Origin of the sequence: Dickeya zeae NCPPB 2538, assembly GCF_000406165.1 — a bacterium.
GTDB classification, from domain to species: domain Bacteria; phylum Pseudomonadota; class Gammaproteobacteria; order Enterobacterales; family Enterobacteriaceae; genus Dickeya; species Dickeya zeae.
In genome coordinates, this window is record NZ_CM001977.1 from 2,818,230 (window position 1) to 2,834,341 (window position 16,112).

A 16,112-nucleotide genomic window follows, 5' to 3' on the forward strand; every position below is an offset into this window, starting at 1 on the left:
CATTTCCTTCAATACTTTATGCGGAGATAAAATTGCTTCCAGTATATAAGAAAACCTTTTTCACCAATCCTCTGAGCATCAAATTATAACTTCCCTATTTCATCGCTTAAGAAGTCGATTTTTATTCTGATAATTTTATTTATCGCGATAACATCACAGAATAAAAAAACCAACCCCGAAGGGTTGGTTTCTGAATTCATCACTGCGTAAACCGAGATTACTGCAACAGTTTCAGAACAGTCTGCGGAACCTGGTTAGCCTGAGCCAGTACTGAAGTACCAGCCTGCTGCAGAATCTGCGCACGGCTCATGTTAGATACTTCGGTCGCGTAGTCAGCATCCTGAATACGGCTACGAGCACCGCTCAGGTTGTTGATGGTGTTGCTCAGGTTGTCAATGGTAGACTGGAAGCGGTTCAGAGTCGCACCAATGTTTGCCTTAGCGGTGTTGACGGTCTGCAGAGCAGTATCAATTGCCGCAACCAGTGCAGTAGCGCCAGCAGCATTAGATACGTCGGTATTGGTAGCGGTGATACCCAGGCCACCAGCAGTTGCGTTGATCAGTGCAGAGCTACCAACAGAGATGGAGTCGTTAGAAGTGGTACCAGCACCAACCTGAATGTTGAAGCCAGTAGCGGTAACAGAACCGTCCAGCAGTTTTTTGCCGTTGAAGTTTGCGCTGGCAGCAACACGGTTGATTTCGTCAACACGACGGTTGATTTCAGTCTGGATTGCAGAACGGTCGTTAGTACCGTTGGTGTCGTTCGCTGCCTGTACGGCCAGTTCACGGATACGCTGCAAGTTGTCGTTGATGGTGTCCAGGTTACCTTCAGCGGTCTGAACCAGAGACACACCGTCGTTGGCGTTTTTGGAAGCCTGGGTCAGACCTTTGATCTGAGCAGTCATGCCGTTAACGATACCAGAGCCTGCTGCGTTGTCTTTGGCGCTGTTGATAGCCAGACCAGAGGACAGACGTTCGATAGCAGTCTGCAGGGAAGATTGAGATTTGTTCAGGTTGGACTGGGCCAACAGCGACATGCTGTTAGTATTAATGACTGCCATAATTGTATTCCTTTCATCTCTATTAATGGGGATGGGCTGTTGCCCCCGGTGTCATCACCGTCACTAACTGTATCGGCCGGGGTAAAACAACCTTTAGTTTTTTTTGAAATTTCCGCTGATCCCTTAAAAACCCAGACTGGACGGCCTTTGCAAAGATGAGATGAAGGGGAAAAGGCGATGATAGAATACGCTAACCACGTACATCTTATATAAATGGCGGCTTATTAGACCATCTAAAAGGCCAACCGGATAAAAGTTCACCATACACAATTACACATCGCCTTTGTTGATGTCTCGTTGCTGATGTCATATCAAAAGACCATGGATGGAAAACACGCGTACTATTTGATTGATAGCCAGTGTCCAGACGCACGACATCCGATGTACCACTTGCCCGGCCATGAGCACCAACGCAGTACTGTTTCTTTGCATTACGTTCATAATACCGTGATAGAGTCACCAGAGTATGTTGGTGTGATGGAAATCAAGGCGATTAACGATTACGCTGAAATTTACATTACGCCCGTAAACTTTTCGGATACAGTGCCGATAAGATTGTCAGTTCACAATTTCAATGCAAGGGTATTCCTATGGCTACGACGGTTAGCAGTAACGCAGACATTATCTCTTCGATAGGTATGAACTTGGGTACCTCGGTCAGTGGTTCCTCACTCGACCTGAGTTCTCTGCTCACCAAGCTGCAAACTGTCGAAGAACAGCGTTTGACCCCTTACCAAAACAAACAAACCTCGCTGAGCGCACAAGCAACTGCTTATAGCGCAGTCGAAGCGTCGATGAAGAGTCTGCAGACTGCAACCACAACACTGCAGAATATAAAGAATATTACATCGACTGCAGTGACAAGCACTAACACGGCATTCAGTGCAAGCACAGACAGTACCGCTGTGGCCGGGACTTATAGCATTTTTGTTAATAACCTGGCTCAGGCACAGTCGCAAATCTCAGGGGCTTTTAGCAGTGCCTCGACTGCTCTGGTGTCCGGCGGCACATCTAGCACCAGCAGTACAATTACAATTTCTCAGCCTGGCCAGTCGACCCCTCTGAGTATTACTTTAACGGATGACAAAACGTCATTGAATGATATCCGTGACGCTATTAACAATGCCGGTGGCAGCGTCAGCGCCAGTATCATTAATAACGGCACCAGCAACTACCTGATGCTGACCGCAAAAAATACCGGTACGCAATCTGCAATGACTATCTCCGTAAGCGGTAACCTGTCCAGCCCGCTGGGTAGTTTCACTGAACAGGTAGCCGCCAAAGATGCGTCGTTTACGCTTAATGGCATGTCGGTCACTAGCCAAAGCAATACGGTGACTACCGCTATCACTGGCGTAACGCTGAATCTTAAAGCAGCATCAACGACCGGTTCATCTGCAGAAAGTCTGAGCATTTCCTCAGATGCTACCGGTACACAACAAGCAATCCAGAACTGGGTCACAGCCTACAACAACGTACTGGATACTATAAGCAAGCAGACTAACTACACTGCACCGACTGCAGCCGAGCAAAGTAGCGGCAGCCAATCTGCCAGTAACGGCGCACTGGTTGGTGACAGTACCGTTCGTACCATTCAACGACAGTTACAGAGTTTGATGACCAACCTACAAACTGGTAGTGGTAGTCTGCATACCATGGCTGACCTGGGAATTACTCAGGATCCAACCAATAACGGCAAACTGCTTGTCGATAACACCAAACTGACAAATACACTCAAAACCAGCGCGGGTAGTGTAACGACATTCCTCACCGGCGACGGCTCCACTACCGGATTCGCAACCCAGGCAGGGAATTATCTGAGCAAGACGCTGGATTCAAGTGATGGATTGATCAAATCAGCTCAGGCTGGCATCAAGACGAGTCAGGCAACCGTAACTAAACAGCTTGCCAGTATTCAGGACAGTATTGATGCGACGATGAGTCGCTATAAGACTCAATTTACCCAGCTCAACACTTTGCTGTCTACACTGTCGTCAACCAGTAGTTACCTGACACAGCAGTTTAATAAAACCAGCAGCAGCTAATTAGCCCAGATGTATCTGACGTGCTCTATTTTGTAGCACGTCAGATAACGATAAGTATTATTTTTTATCATTATTAATCGGTTATTCAACGCATGGTCATGTATAGAAAGAGTGCCAGTCAGGCGTATGCTCAGGTAAGTGTGGAAAGCGCAGTAATGAGCGCCAGCCCACATCATCTGATCGTTATGCTATTTGACGGGACTAAAAGTGCACTTGTCCGGGCAAGAATTCTTCTTGAGCAGAATGACGTCGTCGGCAAAGGGAATGCGCTATCTAAAGCCATTGATATCATCAGTAATGGCTTGAAGCTCGGATTAGATATGGAAAACGGCGGCGAACTGGCAGAAAACCTTGCCGACCTTTACGACTACATGGTGCGTCGATTATTGCATGCCAATATTAATAATGATTTGCAGGCAATTATGGAAGTGGAAGCTCTCCTTGATAACATTGCGGATGCATGGAAACAAATTGGGCCGGGTTATCAATCAACGACGGAAACGCGCTAATGGAAAATCTCTCTCCATTACTAACTGAGTATCAGGGGTTACTCACACTCATCCGGAATATCAAAACCATGGCCCTCAATGGATTATGGGATGATGTTGTTGAACAGGAAATTGTTTATATTCAGTCAATAGAGAGAATCAGCCAGATTACAGTCCCTGCCAATATCCCCAGCACGGTGCAATTACAGTTCCGGCAACTGCTTCAGGATATACTGGATACGGAAGCGCAGGTGAAGGAACTGCTACAAAACAGAATGCAAGAGCTGGCAGTCTTGATCCAGCAGTCTCAAAACCAAAAATCAGTCAATAATACATACGCCGAGTTTTCCAACGATATTCTTCCTGGGAAACCCCAGTCCTGATTAACACCGCCGCCTTATTCACTGACGAGCCCTGACCACTAAGAACGGGCTCATCGCTACGATATTTATGACTATACCCTTCATACTTCAAGTTACAGGTGCGTTGGCTGCGTTCAAATAGACTTATGCCAATTTGTCACTCACCCCAGTCATTTTTTTGTGTAAGCTCCTGGGGATGAAATGAGAGACATCCTGTCTCTCACCGGAGGCCAGCCGTTGGCTGGTCAAATTCGTTCCCAACGAATTTGTCGCTCGATCGCTACGTTACAGGGCTCTAAAGGGCCAACGCGTGACGTTGTTCAACACGCTGGCGTGTTGTACTGCAACTCGAATTATTTTAGGTACATACATTTTTCTTAAAAATCAGGGTGAATAGCCAGTGACTATTCACCCTGATACAAAAGCGCAATATATAACGCTCCTGGATTGCATCGCAAAATCATTGACTTGCGATTATATCGTCATATTCATCACTTCCTGGTAGGCTGACACCAGTTTGTTGCGCACCTGAACGCCCATCTGCAAAGCAATGGAAGCCTTTTGGTTATCAATCATCACATCGTTCAGGGCAACCCCCGGCTTACCTAACGTAAACGCCTCGCCTTGTGCCTGAGCTTGTGTGCGCGTTTCGTTGATTTTCTCAATTGCAGCTTTCAGCTCACTGGCAAAGCCAGACTGCGACGCTGCAGTGGAATCCAGTCCACCGGCAGCTTTGGTTGCGGTAACCTGCATTTGCTGCAATACCGCATCAATACCCTGAATAGACATGCTCTATTCCTCAACTAAAGATTGAGAACATAATAAAAACGAAATAAATTATAAACATACATAACACCAGCAAGAAAAAACCGCTGGTAACGCAGTTTATTTCACATACATCTCTTTACCGGTTTACTACGCTATCATATCCGTAAGGTAGTAAATCGTATAAATGACATTAAAAATGCCAGCTTATCGACCCATCAATTTTCGCGTTACGGAAAATAATGGCATGCCGGTAAATGTCGGTGATGAGTTTTTATGATTGCGCAATCAGGGAGTTCTGTTTTGTTACGTTACAACGTTATCCATATCGTTCAGCAACCAGGCAGAGATAGAGTATGAACGCCTTAACATCCGGAGCCGCTACCGGTGGGAAAAGCTTTGGCGAGATACTCAACCGTTTGCGTGCCAATCCTAAAATCCCTTTGTTGATTGCTGCGGCAGCAACGATTGCTATTGTTGTCGCCTTGTCATTGTGGGCTCGTGGCCCAGATTATCGCGTGCTCTATACCAATATTAACGAGCGCGATGGTGGCAGCATTGTTTCCGAACTGGGAAAAATGAATATCCCTTACCGCTTTGCGGAAAACGGTGCAGCCATTCTGATCCCGGCAGACAAAGTCTATGAAACCCGATTGAAACTGGCCCAGCAAGGTCTGCCGAAAGGTGGTGCAGTCGGTTTTGAACTGCTCGATCAAGAAAAATTCGGTATCAGCCAGTTCAGCGAACAAATTAATTACCAGCGAGCCCTTGAAGGTGAGCTGGCAAGAACCATGGAAACGCTGGGGCCAATCCAGAGTGCTCGCGTTCACCTGGCTATTCCTAAACCCTCATTGTTTGTACGCGAGCAAAAATCTCCCTCTGCAGCGGTTACCGTCACACTGCAACCAGGCCGTGCACTGGATGATAGCCAAATCAACGCGATTACCTACCTCGTTTCCAGCAGCGTAGCCGGACTCCCCGCCGACAAGGTGACCGTCGTTGATCAGACAGGCAAACTGCTGACGCAAAACGATGGTTCGGGACGTGATCTGAATGCCGCGCAGTTGAAATATGCCAACGAGGTAGAAAGTAATTACCAGCGCCGCATTGAAGCCATCCTGACTCCGGTAGTCGGCGCGGGCAATGTACATGCGCAGGTCACTGCTCAAATCGATTTTGCCAATCGTGAACAGACTGATGAACAATATCAGCCGAACCAGACACCCAATCAGGCCGCGGTACGTTCTCAGCAGACCAGTCAAAGCGACCAGCGTGGTGGGCCGAATGTAGGTGGTGTGCCTGGCGCGCTGTCTAATACCCCGACCCCAGCGCCGACAGCGCCTATTTCAACACCGCCGGCAAACAACGCGAATAATGCCAATAACGCTAACAATACCAATAACGCGAACAACGCTAATGCTACGGGGAACAATACCCAAACATCGGCAAGCAATTCGGCAAACCAGACATTCAACAGCCGTCGTGATCAGACAATCAACTATGAAGTTGACCGTACCATTCGCCATACCAAACAAAGCACTGGAAGCGTTCAGCGTTTGTCTGTCGCCGTAGTAGTTAACTACACACAAGGCGAAGATGGTAAGCCAGCAGCGCTCAGTGATGAACAGCTCAAGAAAATCGAAGCGTTAGTACGTGAATCCATGGGCTTCTCCAGTGATCGTGGTGACTCCGTGAACGTAGTCAACACGCCATTCACCGTCACTGACACTTCTGCGGGTGAACTGCCCTTCTGGAAGAAACAAGCATTCTTCGATCTGCTGATTGAAGCAGGCCGCTGGCTGCTGGTACTGATTGTTGGTTGGATTATGTATCGCAAACTGGTGCGTCCGCAGTTGCAAAGACGTACTCAGATACAACAAGCTGCCGAGGCTGCTGCTGCGCTGCGTGGTCAGGATTCGGATGTCTCCGTCACCATCAGTGCAATGGAAGAGGAAATACAGAAGAAATCCGAACAGCGGGCTCATGCCGAGATGCACAGCCAGCGTATTCGTGAGCTGGCCGAGAACGATCCTCGTGTTGTCGCACTGGTAATCCGCCACTGGATGAGTAACGAACTATGAGTCTGACAGGTACAGAAAAAAGCGCCGTCTTATTAATGACCATCGGCGAAGATCGTGCAGCGGAAGTATTTACGCACCTTTCAACGCGTGAAGTTCAGCATCTCAGTGCTGCGATGGCCAACATGAAGCAGGTATCTCAGTCTGAGTTACTGGAAGTGCTACGCGAGTTTGATCTTGAAGCTGAGCAGTATGCCGCATTGGGCGTCAATGCAGGCGAATACCTCCGTTCTGTGCTGGTTAAAGCGCTGGGTGAAGAGCGTGCCTCTAGCCTGCTGGAAGACATTCTTGAAAGCAAAGAAACGTCTACTGGTATGGAAACGCTCAACTTCATGGAACCGCAAAGCGCTGCTGACCTTATTCGCGACGAACATCCGCAGATTATCGCGACCATTCTGGTGCACCTCAAACGTGCACAGGCGGCGGATATTCTGGCGCATTTCGATGAACGTATGCGTAATGACGTTATGTTGCGTATCGCCACCTTTGGTGGCGTGCAGCCGTCGGCACTGGCGGAATTGACCGAAGTGCTTAACGGACTGTTGGATGGTCAAAACCTCAAACGCAGTAAGATGGGTGGTGTTCGTACTGCGGCAGAAATCATCAACCTGATGAAAACGCAGCACGAAGAAGCCGTTATCGATGCAGTACGCGAATTCGACGGCGAACTGGCGCAAAAAATTATCGACGAAATGTTCCTGTTCGAAAACCTGGTGGAAGTGGACGACCGCAGTATCCAGCGTCTGCTGCAGGAAGTGGAGTCCGAGTCTTTGCTGATCGCTCTGAAAGGCGCCGAGCAGCCGCTACGCGAGAAGTTCCTGCGCAACATGTCGCAGCGTGCGGCAGAAATTCTGCGCGACGACCTGGCGACCCGTGGCCCAGTCCGTATGTCTCAGGTGGAAAACGAACAGAAAGCCATTCTGCTTATTGTGCGTCGTCTGGCAGACAGCGGAGAAATGATTATCGGTGGTGGTGATGACGCGTTTGTCTAATTCTTCCAGTGATCTTGACTGGCAACCGTGGAAGCTGGATGACCTTTCCGCCCCTACCGCCCCTGCAGTTAAAGAGGCGGCAACAGCGGCTGCGCCCTCTTCCGCGTCAACCCCGGTGTCATCGGAAGATGATAACGGCTTTTTCGCTATGTCTGATTTTCAGCAACCGCAGGATGACCTGGCAACATTGCGTGAACAGGTACTGCAACAGGCTCGCGAAACCGGGTTTGCTGAAGGCAAACAACAGGGATACGCAGCAGGGTATCAGGATGGACTGCAGGCGGGTACACAGCAGGGATTGCAAAATGCAGTTCAGCAGCAGCAGCCGGTTATTGCCCAGATGCAGCAAATGGTCAATGAATTCCAGCAAACATTGGATTCTCTTGACAGCGTCATCGTTTCACGGCTGATGCAACTGGCTTTAACCGCCGCCAGACAGGTCATTGGTCAATCGCCGGTTTGTGACGGCACCGCACTGATGGGGCAAATACAGCAGCTTATTCAGCAAGAACCTATGTTTAGCGGTAAACCGCAGTTGCGGGTGCACCCTTCAGATCTGGAGATGGTAGAGCAGCACCTCGGGCCAACCCTCAGTCTGCATGGCTGGCGGTTGTTGGCGGATAACCAGTTACATCCCGGTGGATGCAAAGTCAGCGCTGAAGAAGGGGATCTCGACGCGAGCATTGCCACACGCTGGCATGAACTTTGCCGACTGGCTGCGCCGGGAGAACTGTGATGACAGTGCGTCTCTCCCGTTGGCTTTCTTCCATCGATGCATTTGAAAAACGCATCACCAATACACCTTCGATACGCCGTTACGGACGGCTAACGCGGGCAACGGGATTGGTGCTTGAAGCAACTGGCCTGCATATGCCATTAGGTTCGACCTGTTTGATTGAACGGCAAACCGGCAATCAGGTTGACGAAGTTGAAAGTGAAGTCGTCGGATTTAATGGTCAGAAACTGTTCCTGATGCCGCTTGAAGAAGTCGAAGGCATCATCCCCGGCGCTCGTGTCTACGAACGTGTTGGCCTGTCAGGCAGCAGCCAGGGCAAGCAATTGCCATTAGGTCCGGCATTGCTGGGACGAGTGCTGGACGGGAGTGCCAAGCCACTGGATGGTCTGCCGACGCCGGATACCGGCTACAGCGCCCCGCTGATGACAGCGCCATTTAACCCTCTTCAGCGTACGCCGATCGAACATGTATTGGATGTCGGTGTTCGGGCTATTAATGCCTTGCTGACCGTTGGCCGTGGTCAACGCATGGGGCTTTTCGCTGGATCCGGCGTGGGTAAAAGTGTGCTTCTCGGTATGATGGCGCGCTATACTCAAGCTGATGTGATTGTCGTTGGGTTAATCGGGGAGCGTGGGCGTGAAGTCAAAGACTTCATTGAAAACATCCTCGGTACTGAAGGGCTCGCACGTTCAGTGGTGATCGCAGCACCAGCGGACGTCTCTCCCCTGCTGCGTATGCAGGGTGCGGCTTATGCTACACGTATCGCAGAAGATTTCCGCGATCGTGGACATCATGTATTGTTAATTATGGATTCGCTGACGCGTTATGCGATGGCCCAGCGTGAAATTGCACTGGCAATTGGCGAGCCACCAGCAACCAAAGGTTATCCACCTTCAGTTTTCGCGAAACTGCCAGCACTGGTAGAACGTGCAGGTAACGGTATTTCAGGCGGTGGTTCGATCACTGCATTTTATACGGTGTTGACCGAAGGTGACGATCAGCAAGATCCGATTGCTGACTCTGCCCGCGCGATTTTGGACGGCCACATTGTGTTGTCCCGTCAGTTGGCAGAATCCGGGCATTATCCGGCGATTGATATAGAAGCATCGATTAGCCGTGCTATGACAGCATTAATCGATGAGAACCATTATTCTGCGGTGAGGCAGTTCAAACAGTCGTTATCCAGTTACCAGCGCAATCGCGACCTGATTAATGTGGGTGCCTATGCCGCTGGTAGCGACCCTATGCTTGATCGGGCGATACAGCTGTATCCGCAAATGCAACATTTTTTGCAGCAGGGAATGTTTGAGCGCAGTTCATTTGATGAAGCCTGTCAGGCACTCAATAACATTTTCCCGTATAATAGATAGGAGGGCGAATGAGTAGTCAATCAACCTTCGTCATGCTCCGTGATTTAGCCCAAAAGGAAGTCGATGCGGCAACAACGCATCTGGGCCAGGTACAAAAAGCCTATTCGCAGGCTGAACAGCAATTGAATATGTTGCTAGGTTACCATGATGATTATCGCCAGCGGCTCAGCGATTCAATGACCGAAGGCATGGCCAATACCGCCTGGCAGAATTACCAGCAATTTATTTTGACTCTGGAAAAAGCGATTGAGCAGCACCAGCATCAGTTATTAAATTGGTCTTCACGTTTGGATCAGGCGGTGAAAGCCTGGCAGGAAAAACAACAGCGGTTAAATGCATTTAGTACGCTGCAACAACGTGAACAAACCAAAATGCTGGCGCACGAAAATCGCCTGGAACAAAAGCGGATGGATGAGTTCGCCCAACGTGCATCAATGAGGAAAACATAATTATGAACTTGCCAGCAATGCCAACTACTACAACGATTGACGCAAGCACGACTACGCCTCAGGGGAACTCTCTACTTGCGCTGCTGGGCAAGGATCAACTGCCAGAAAATTTTGTGCAATTACTGTCGCAAAAACTCTCGGCAACGCAATCGACCAAGAAAACGGCCATTAGCGATCAGGAAGCGGCTGAATTCAAAGATGCGCTCGCCAAAAGTGGTATTGAGGCAAACAGCGATGAGTTGAATGCCATTCTGAGTGCGTTGACCAAAGGAACGCTGACACTGAGTGATCTGCAGTCGGGTAATTCCCTTGAGTCACTGCTGGCAAAAGCGCAGAAAAAAGACAGTGTAAAAGACGAAAAAACAGCAAATACCGACGCATTAGCCATGCAGGCATTGTTCGCTATGATTCCGGCACAAACCTCTGCCCAGGGGAAATTGACCACTGACGGCACAGGCTCGGCGCAATCGGTATCTGATGCGTTGGATGCACTAAAAAAGGGTAAAGGCGACAACAGTGTTCTGAGCTCGTTAATCAGCTCGACAAAAAACACTGATACATCAGCACAAGGCAATTTTGCACTGAACACATCTGCAACAGCGGCAAATACAGGCTCAACGCTGTCTGGCACCGGTGCATCCGTTACGGCTGCCCAAAATGCCGGGTTACGCGCTACTGAAAATGGCTACGACCAGTCCAAAGAGGATGCTCTGCTGGTCTCCCGTAAAGAGGACAGTGCCAGCAACCCGGTTGCCGCCACCGCAACTGCCGACGCAGGCACACACTCGTCATTACAAGCACTATCTACCTTGTTTGCCAGTAATGCGACGCCAACCCAGCCGGCAGCACAGCATGTCACCAGCCAGATTAATGCGCCCTTGGGCACCCAACAGTGGAATGACGCACTGGGTCAACAAGTTGTTATGTTTACCCGTAACGGGCAGCAGACAGCAGAATTGAAACTACATCCCGAAGAGCTCGGGTCACTGCATATCACGTTGAAAATCGAAGATAATCAGGCCCAGATTCATCTGGTCTCTGGCAATAGTCAGGTGCGCTCCGCATTGGAATCCGCTCTCCCCCATCTGCGCAGTGCTATGGCTGAGAATGGTATCAATCTGGGACAAAGCAGCGTAGGCTCAGACGCCAGTAGCTGGCAGCAGTCTCAGCAGCAGGTGGCAAGTAATGCCAATGGAAATGGCGGTGGTAATACGTCGTCTTACCAACAGCAATTTGGTCAGTCTGATCGTACCGGCGCTGAAGCAGAAACACTGGTAGTACCAGCACAGTTGCAGTCAATGGCAACGGGGCTTAATGGCGTTGATATCTTTGCCTAATGAAAAAGTTAACGCTTTTTTTATTGTTTATTCATTGTATTGATGCGGTGAATAGGCAGGATAATCATGATATCACGCATTTATCTCATGGCTAACATTGCCATGAGATACTGATAAATAACAGGATACATCATTGGCTACGTCTAATAAGAAAGCCCAGTCAGGTGGTAAAAAACGCTCCCTCTGGCTGATAATCTTGATTGTTATCGCCCTAGCAGCTACAGCTGGAGCGGGTGCTGGCTGGTGGTTCTTGAATCATAAAAAAACCGAGACGGCATCCAGCGAGCCGCCGCCGCCGCCGGCACCTGTATTCATGCCTTTGGATACATTCACTGTTAACCTGTTATCTCCGGATAACAACCCGGATCGGGTGTTGTACGTGGGAATAACCCTGCGATTGCCGGATGAAGCAACCCGTGCACGCCTGACGAACTATCTGCCAGAAATTCGCAGTCGTTTGATTATGCTGTTTTCCCGCCAGAGCTCATCTGTTCTGGCAACGGAACAAGGTAAACAAAAACTGGTTGAAGATATCAAGCAGGTATTAAGCCCACCGCTGGTCCCTGGACAACCTAACCAGGTCGTCAGCGATGTCCTGTTCACTGCTTTCATTTTGCGGTAATCACTATGGGTGACAGCATTCTTTCACAAGCAGAGATTGATGCTCTGCTAAACGGTGACAGTGGTGATAGTAGCGCTGATGCCAGCAGCACCGCTTCCCAAAAAGACGGGGATGTGAAGCCCTATGATCCCAATACACAGCGACGCGTTATCCGTGAGCGTCTGCAAGCGTTGGAGATCATCAACGAGCGTTTCGCGCGCCAGTTTCGTATGGGCTTGTTTAACCTGCTTCGTCGTAGCCCTGATATTACCGTTGGTGCCATCAAGATTCAGCCGTATCATGAGTTTGCACGTAACCTGCCGGTTCCAACCAACCTCAACCTGATACACCTGAAGCCCTTGCGCGGTACTGCGCTATTCGTGTTTTCACCCAGTCTGGTTTTTATTGCCGTCGACAACCTGTTCGGTGGCGATGGCCGTTTTCCTACCAAGGTTGAAGGCCGAGAATTTACACACACCGAGCAGCGCGTAGTGCGTCGCATGCTGAAACTGGCTCTCGAATCCTACAGTGACGCCTGGAACGCGATTTATAAGCTCGATGTGGAGTACGTGCGTTCGGAAATGCAGGTAAAATTCACCAATATCACTACGTCGCCAAACGATATTGTGGTAACCACCCCTTTCCACCTGGAAATTGGTACGCTGACCGGTGAATTCAGCATCTGTATTCCTTTCTCCATGATTGAACCTTTACGCGAGCTGCTCGCCAACCCGCCGCTGGAAAACTCGCAGCAGGAAGACCAGCACTGGCGTGAAACACTGGCAAAACAGGTGCAGCACTCAGAGTTAGAGCTGGTTGCTAACTTTGTTGATATTCCGGTTCGACTGTCAAAGGTATTAAAACTCAAGCCCGGAGATATTTTGCCGATTGATAAACCTGAACGCCTGGTAGCACATGTGGATGGCGTGCCTGTATTGACATGCCAATACGGTACGTTAGATGGTCAGTATGCCTTGCGTGTTGAACACTTGATTAACCCCATTTTAAATTCTCTGAATGACGAGGAACCGCTCAATGAGTGACATCAAGAAACCGTCCGAAGAAACGGATTCCGTGGACGATCTGTGGGCTGATGCATTTAATGAGCAGCAGTCGGCAGAAAAAGGCGCGTCGGGTAGTACTGAAAATATCTTCAAAAACTTTGATGTGCAGGATACCCAGGGGTCAATGCAGGATATCGACCTGATTTTGGATATCCCGGTTAAATTGACCGTGGAGTTAGGTCGAACCAAAATGACGATTAAAGAGCTGCTGCGCTTGTCACAGGGCTCAGTCGTGGCACTAGACGGTTTGGCCGGTGAGCCACTGGATATCATGATTAACGGGTATCTGATTGCTCAGGGTGAAGTAGTTGTCGTTTCCGACAAGTATGGTGTGCGTATCACCGATATTATTACGCCATCAGAACGTATGCGCAGGCTAGGCCGTTAATGGCTGGCACCGCACAACAGACTACATCGACCATTCAGCAGCCACCTGTGGCTGCTGAATCCGTTATTTCTGGCGGTGCGCTCTTGTCGCAAGTTGGTACCGCATTGTGCGGCGTGTTATTGCTGATTTTGCTGGTTGCCTGGGCACTACGAAAACTGGGTTTTGCGCCACAGACTAAAAACAGCAATATCATGAAAATGGTGTCGGCCTATCAGGTTGGACAACGTGAGCGTATTGTGATCGTTGAAGTTGATGACACCTGGCTTGTATTGGGGGTTACAGCCCAACAAATAACCCATTTGCACACCCTGCCTGCTCGCCCCATTAACGATGCTGCGTCGGCAGAAAGCATCGCGCCAGCCGATTTTCTTCAGTTTCTTAAGAAAGCGACCAAGCGTCCGGAAAAAACCGAATGAGTACCCCCCAGCGTCCGATTTCACTTGCTACCTGGTTCCGCCTGCTTCGTTATCTTGCGGCTTCTATGTTGTTGCTGATGGCGCCTCATGCATTGGCACAGTTGCCCAGCATTATCAGCCACCCACTGCCTAATGGTGGACAAAGCTGGTCCTTGCCCGTTCAGACCCTGATCTTCATCACTGCGCTGAGCTTTATTCCAGCCGTGTTGCTGATGATGACGTGCTTTACTCGTATCATCATCGTGCTGAGCTTGTTGCGTAACGCGTTAGGTACGCCTACGGCACCGCCTAACCAGGTTCTGCTGGGTCTCAGTCTGTTTCTGACTTTTTTTGTTATGTCTCCCGTACTGAACCGTATTTACGACGAGGCCTACCGCCCGTTCAGTGAAGACAAAATCAGCATGGAAGTTGCTATTGATAAAGGTTCGAAACCGCTGCGTGAGTTTATGCTGCGACAAACCCGGGAAGCGGATTTAGCATTGTTTACCCGTTTGGCTCAGATTCCTTCGCTGCAAGGCCCGGAAGCTGTTCCAATGCGAGTGTTAGTGCCAGCTTATGTTACCAGCGAACTGAAGACCGCCTTTCAGATCGGTTTTACGATTTTTATTCCTTTTCTGCTGATTGACCTGGTTGTCGCCAGCGTATTAATGGCACTGGGTATGATGATGGTCCCTCCTGCGACGATTTCATTGCCGTTCAAACTGATGCTTTTCGTGTTGGTTGACGGATGGCAATTACTGTTGGGGTCGCTGGCCCAGAGTTTCTATACTTAGTTAGTGCGGATGCTGCTGTCCACCACATCAGAGGAATGCCTGTATGACTCCTGAATCCGTTATGGCTTTAGGCTATGAAGCAATGAAAATAGCACTGATGCTGGCAGGCCCCCCTCTTATCGCCGCGCTGGTGAGTGGCTTGATTGTTAGCATGCTTCAGGCGGCTACACAAATCAACGAAATGACCTTGTCGTTCATCCCTAAAGTGCTAACGGTGTTTTTTACCCTTGTGGTGGCCGGGCCGTGGATGCTCAGCGTCATTCTTGACTACATGCGTGCAATGTTCAGCCAGTTCCCTAACATGATCGGGTAGGTATGGTTACCCTCAGCAGCATTGATATGATCGGCTGGTTTAATCAGTTTTTCTGGCCACTGGTCAGGATTCTGGCACTGATTAGCACCGCCCCCATTTTTAGCGAACGGGCTATTACCCGCCGTGTGAAAATCGGCATAGGTGTGCTCATCACTATTGTCATTGCGCCGAATATCCCGCATTCCTCGATCCCTATCTTTTCTGCAACAGGCGTATGGATGCTGTTTCAGCAAGTCGTGATCGGGGTCATGCTGGGGTTCACCATGCAACTGGCATTTGCTGCGATCCGACTGGCGGGAGAGATTATCGGCCTCCAGATGGGGCTGTCATTCGCTACGTTCTTTGACCCCAGCGGTGGCCCCAATATGCCTGTCATCGCCCGGTTCATGAACCTGCTGGCATTGTTACTTTTCCTGTCGATGAATGGGCATCTATGGCTGATTTCACTGCTGGTTGACAGTTTCCATACCATTCCCATAGGGGCAGCACCTGTCAGCGGTAACGTATTTATGTCCCTGGCAGGCGCTGGCGGAAGGATCTTCTCTAACGGGCTGATGCTTGCTCTCCCGCTCATTACATTACTGCTCACCATTAACATGGCGCTTGGGTTATTAAGCCGGCTGGCACCACAATTAACCATCTTCGCTATCGGTTTTCCTATCACCCTCTTTACCGGGATTATTACCGTAGGATTCCTGCTTTTCCTTATTTCCCCTTATGCCGAAAAACTGTTTGGCGAAACCTATGATCTACTGGCTGATTTGCTAAGCCAATTTGCCGGATAATCCCTCGCGCGTTGGTGTCCTCGAGCTTTTTTATGCACGGCGTACAATAAAAAAAAGCATGTCATCTTATGAAGGATGACATGCCAAAAA

18 protein-coding genes are annotated in these 16,112 nt (G+C 49.5%); 16 read left to right on the top strand and 2 right to left on the bottom strand.

What is annotated here, in order from left to right; genetic code table 11:
• Positions 1-217: 217 nt before the first annotated feature.
• On the bottom strand, positions 218-1,060 hold the full coding sequence (locus DZE2538_RS12330; protein WP_012884240.1) for a flagellin N-terminal helical domain-containing protein: 843 nt from the start codon (positions 1,058-1,060) through the stop codon (positions 218-220).
• 590 nt (positions 1,061-1,650) lie between these two features.
• On the opposite strand from DZE2538_RS12330, the gene fliD reads away from it, so the two are divergent.
• From fliD to fliT, 3 genes are all read left to right on the top strand, one after another.
• Complete coding sequence (gene fliD / locus DZE2538_RS12335) at positions 1,651-3,105, top strand: flagellar filament capping protein FliD (protein WP_023640160.1); 1,455 nt, start codon at positions 1,651-1,653, stop codon at positions 3,103-3,105.
• Positions 3,106-3,203: 98 nt separating this feature from the next.
• Complete coding sequence (gene fliS / locus DZE2538_RS12340) at positions 3,204-3,614, top strand: flagellar export chaperone FliS (protein WP_023640161.1); 411 nt, start codon at positions 3,204-3,206, stop codon at positions 3,612-3,614.
• Complete coding sequence (gene fliT / locus DZE2538_RS12345) at positions 3,614-3,976, top strand: flagellar protein FliT (RefSeq protein ID WP_023640162.1); 363 nt, start codon at positions 3,614-3,616, stop codon at positions 3,974-3,976. The genes fliS and fliT overlap by 1 nt, the downstream gene beginning before the upstream one ends.
• 453 nt (positions 3,977-4,429) lie before the next feature.
• On the opposite strand, the gene fliE is transcribed toward fliT, so the two are convergent.
• A complete protein-coding gene (gene fliE, locus DZE2538_RS12350) occupies positions 4,430-4,744 on the bottom strand; it encodes a flagellar hook-basal body complex protein FliE (RefSeq protein ID WP_012884236.1) in 315 nt (104 codons plus the stop codon).
• A 332-nt stretch (positions 4,745-5,076) separates the two neighbouring features.
• Here fliE and fliF point away from each other — a divergent pair, with 332 nt between their 5' ends.
• The 13 genes from fliF (at position 5,077) to fliR (ending at position 16,022) form a co-directional block, all read left to right on the top strand.
• Positions 5,077-6,801, top strand: a complete 1,725-nt coding sequence (fliF, locus tag DZE2538_RS12355; protein WP_019843826.1) for a flagellar basal-body MS-ring/collar protein FliF — start codon at positions 5,077-5,079, stop codon at positions 6,799-6,801.
• Positions 6,798-7,790: a flagellar motor switch protein FliG gene (gene fliG, locus DZE2538_RS12360; protein ID WP_012884234.1), complete on the top strand. Its 993-nt coding sequence runs from the start codon at positions 6,798-6,800 to the stop codon at positions 7,788-7,790. Before fliF ends, fliG begins: the two co-directional genes overlap by 4 nt.
• Positions 7,765-8,526 carry a flagellar assembly protein FliH gene (gene fliH, locus DZE2538_RS12365; RefSeq protein ID WP_019843827.1) on the top strand — a complete coding sequence of 254 codons (762 nt, stop codon included), beginning with the start codon at positions 7,765-7,767 and terminating at the stop codon, positions 8,524-8,526. Before fliG ends, fliH begins: the two co-directional genes overlap by 26 nt.
• The gene (gene fliI / locus DZE2538_RS12370) at positions 8,526-9,896 is read left to right on the top strand and encodes a flagellar protein export ATPase FliI (protein ID WP_019843828.1); all 1,371 of its coding nucleotides are present in this window, start codon (positions 8,526-8,528) and stop codon (positions 9,894-9,896) included. Before fliH ends, fliI begins: the two co-directional genes overlap by 1 nt.
• Before the next feature lie 8 nt (positions 9,897-9,904).
• Entirely contained in the window at positions 9,905-10,345 is a 441-nt protein-coding gene (gene fliJ, locus DZE2538_RS12375; RefSeq protein ID WP_012884231.1) for a flagellar export protein FliJ, read from the top strand.
• A gap of 2 nt (positions 10,346-10,347) precedes the next feature.
• Entirely contained in the window at positions 10,348-11,682 is a 1,335-nt protein-coding gene (locus DZE2538_RS12380; protein WP_038916483.1) for a flagellar hook-length control protein FliK, read from the top strand.
• Positions 11,683-11,815: 133 nt separating this feature from the next.
• Positions 11,816-12,304 (top strand): flagellar basal body-associated protein FliL, encoded by a 489-nt coding sequence (gene fliL / locus DZE2538_RS12385; protein WP_012884229.1) that lies wholly within the window; start codon positions 11,816-11,818, stop codon positions 12,302-12,304.
• 5 nt (positions 12,305-12,309) lie between these two features.
• Entirely contained in the window at positions 12,310-13,326 is a 1,017-nt protein-coding gene (gene fliM / locus DZE2538_RS12390; RefSeq protein ID WP_019843832.1) for a flagellar motor switch protein FliM, read from the top strand.
• The gene (fliN, locus tag DZE2538_RS12395) at positions 13,319-13,735 is read left to right on the top strand and encodes a flagellar motor switch protein FliN (protein ID WP_012884227.1); all 417 of its coding nucleotides are present in this window, start codon (positions 13,319-13,321) and stop codon (positions 13,733-13,735) included. Before fliM ends, fliN begins: the two co-directional genes overlap by 8 nt.
• Positions 13,735-14,151 carry a flagellar biosynthetic protein FliO gene (fliO, locus tag DZE2538_RS12400; protein WP_038916484.1) on the top strand — a complete coding sequence of 139 codons (417 nt, stop codon included), beginning with the start codon at positions 13,735-13,737 and terminating at the stop codon, positions 14,149-14,151. Before fliN ends, fliO begins: the two co-directional genes overlap by 1 nt.
• A gap of 65 nt (positions 14,152-14,216) precedes the next feature.
• Entirely contained in the window at positions 14,217-14,924 is a 708-nt protein-coding gene (fliP, locus tag DZE2538_RS12405) for a flagellar type III secretion system pore protein FliP (protein ID WP_373565212.1), read from the top strand.
• A gap of 43 nt (positions 14,925-14,967) precedes the next feature.
• On the top strand, positions 14,968-15,237 hold the full coding sequence (gene fliQ / locus DZE2538_RS12410) for a flagellar biosynthesis protein FliQ (protein WP_012884224.1): 270 nt from the start codon (positions 14,968-14,970) through the stop codon (positions 15,235-15,237).
• A 2-nt stretch (positions 15,238-15,239) separates the two neighbouring features.
• On the top strand, positions 15,240-16,022 hold the full coding sequence (gene fliR / locus DZE2538_RS12415) for a flagellar biosynthetic protein FliR (protein ID WP_038916485.1): 783 nt from the start codon (positions 15,240-15,242) through the stop codon (positions 16,020-16,022).
• Positions 16,023-16,112: the final 90 nt, after the last annotated feature.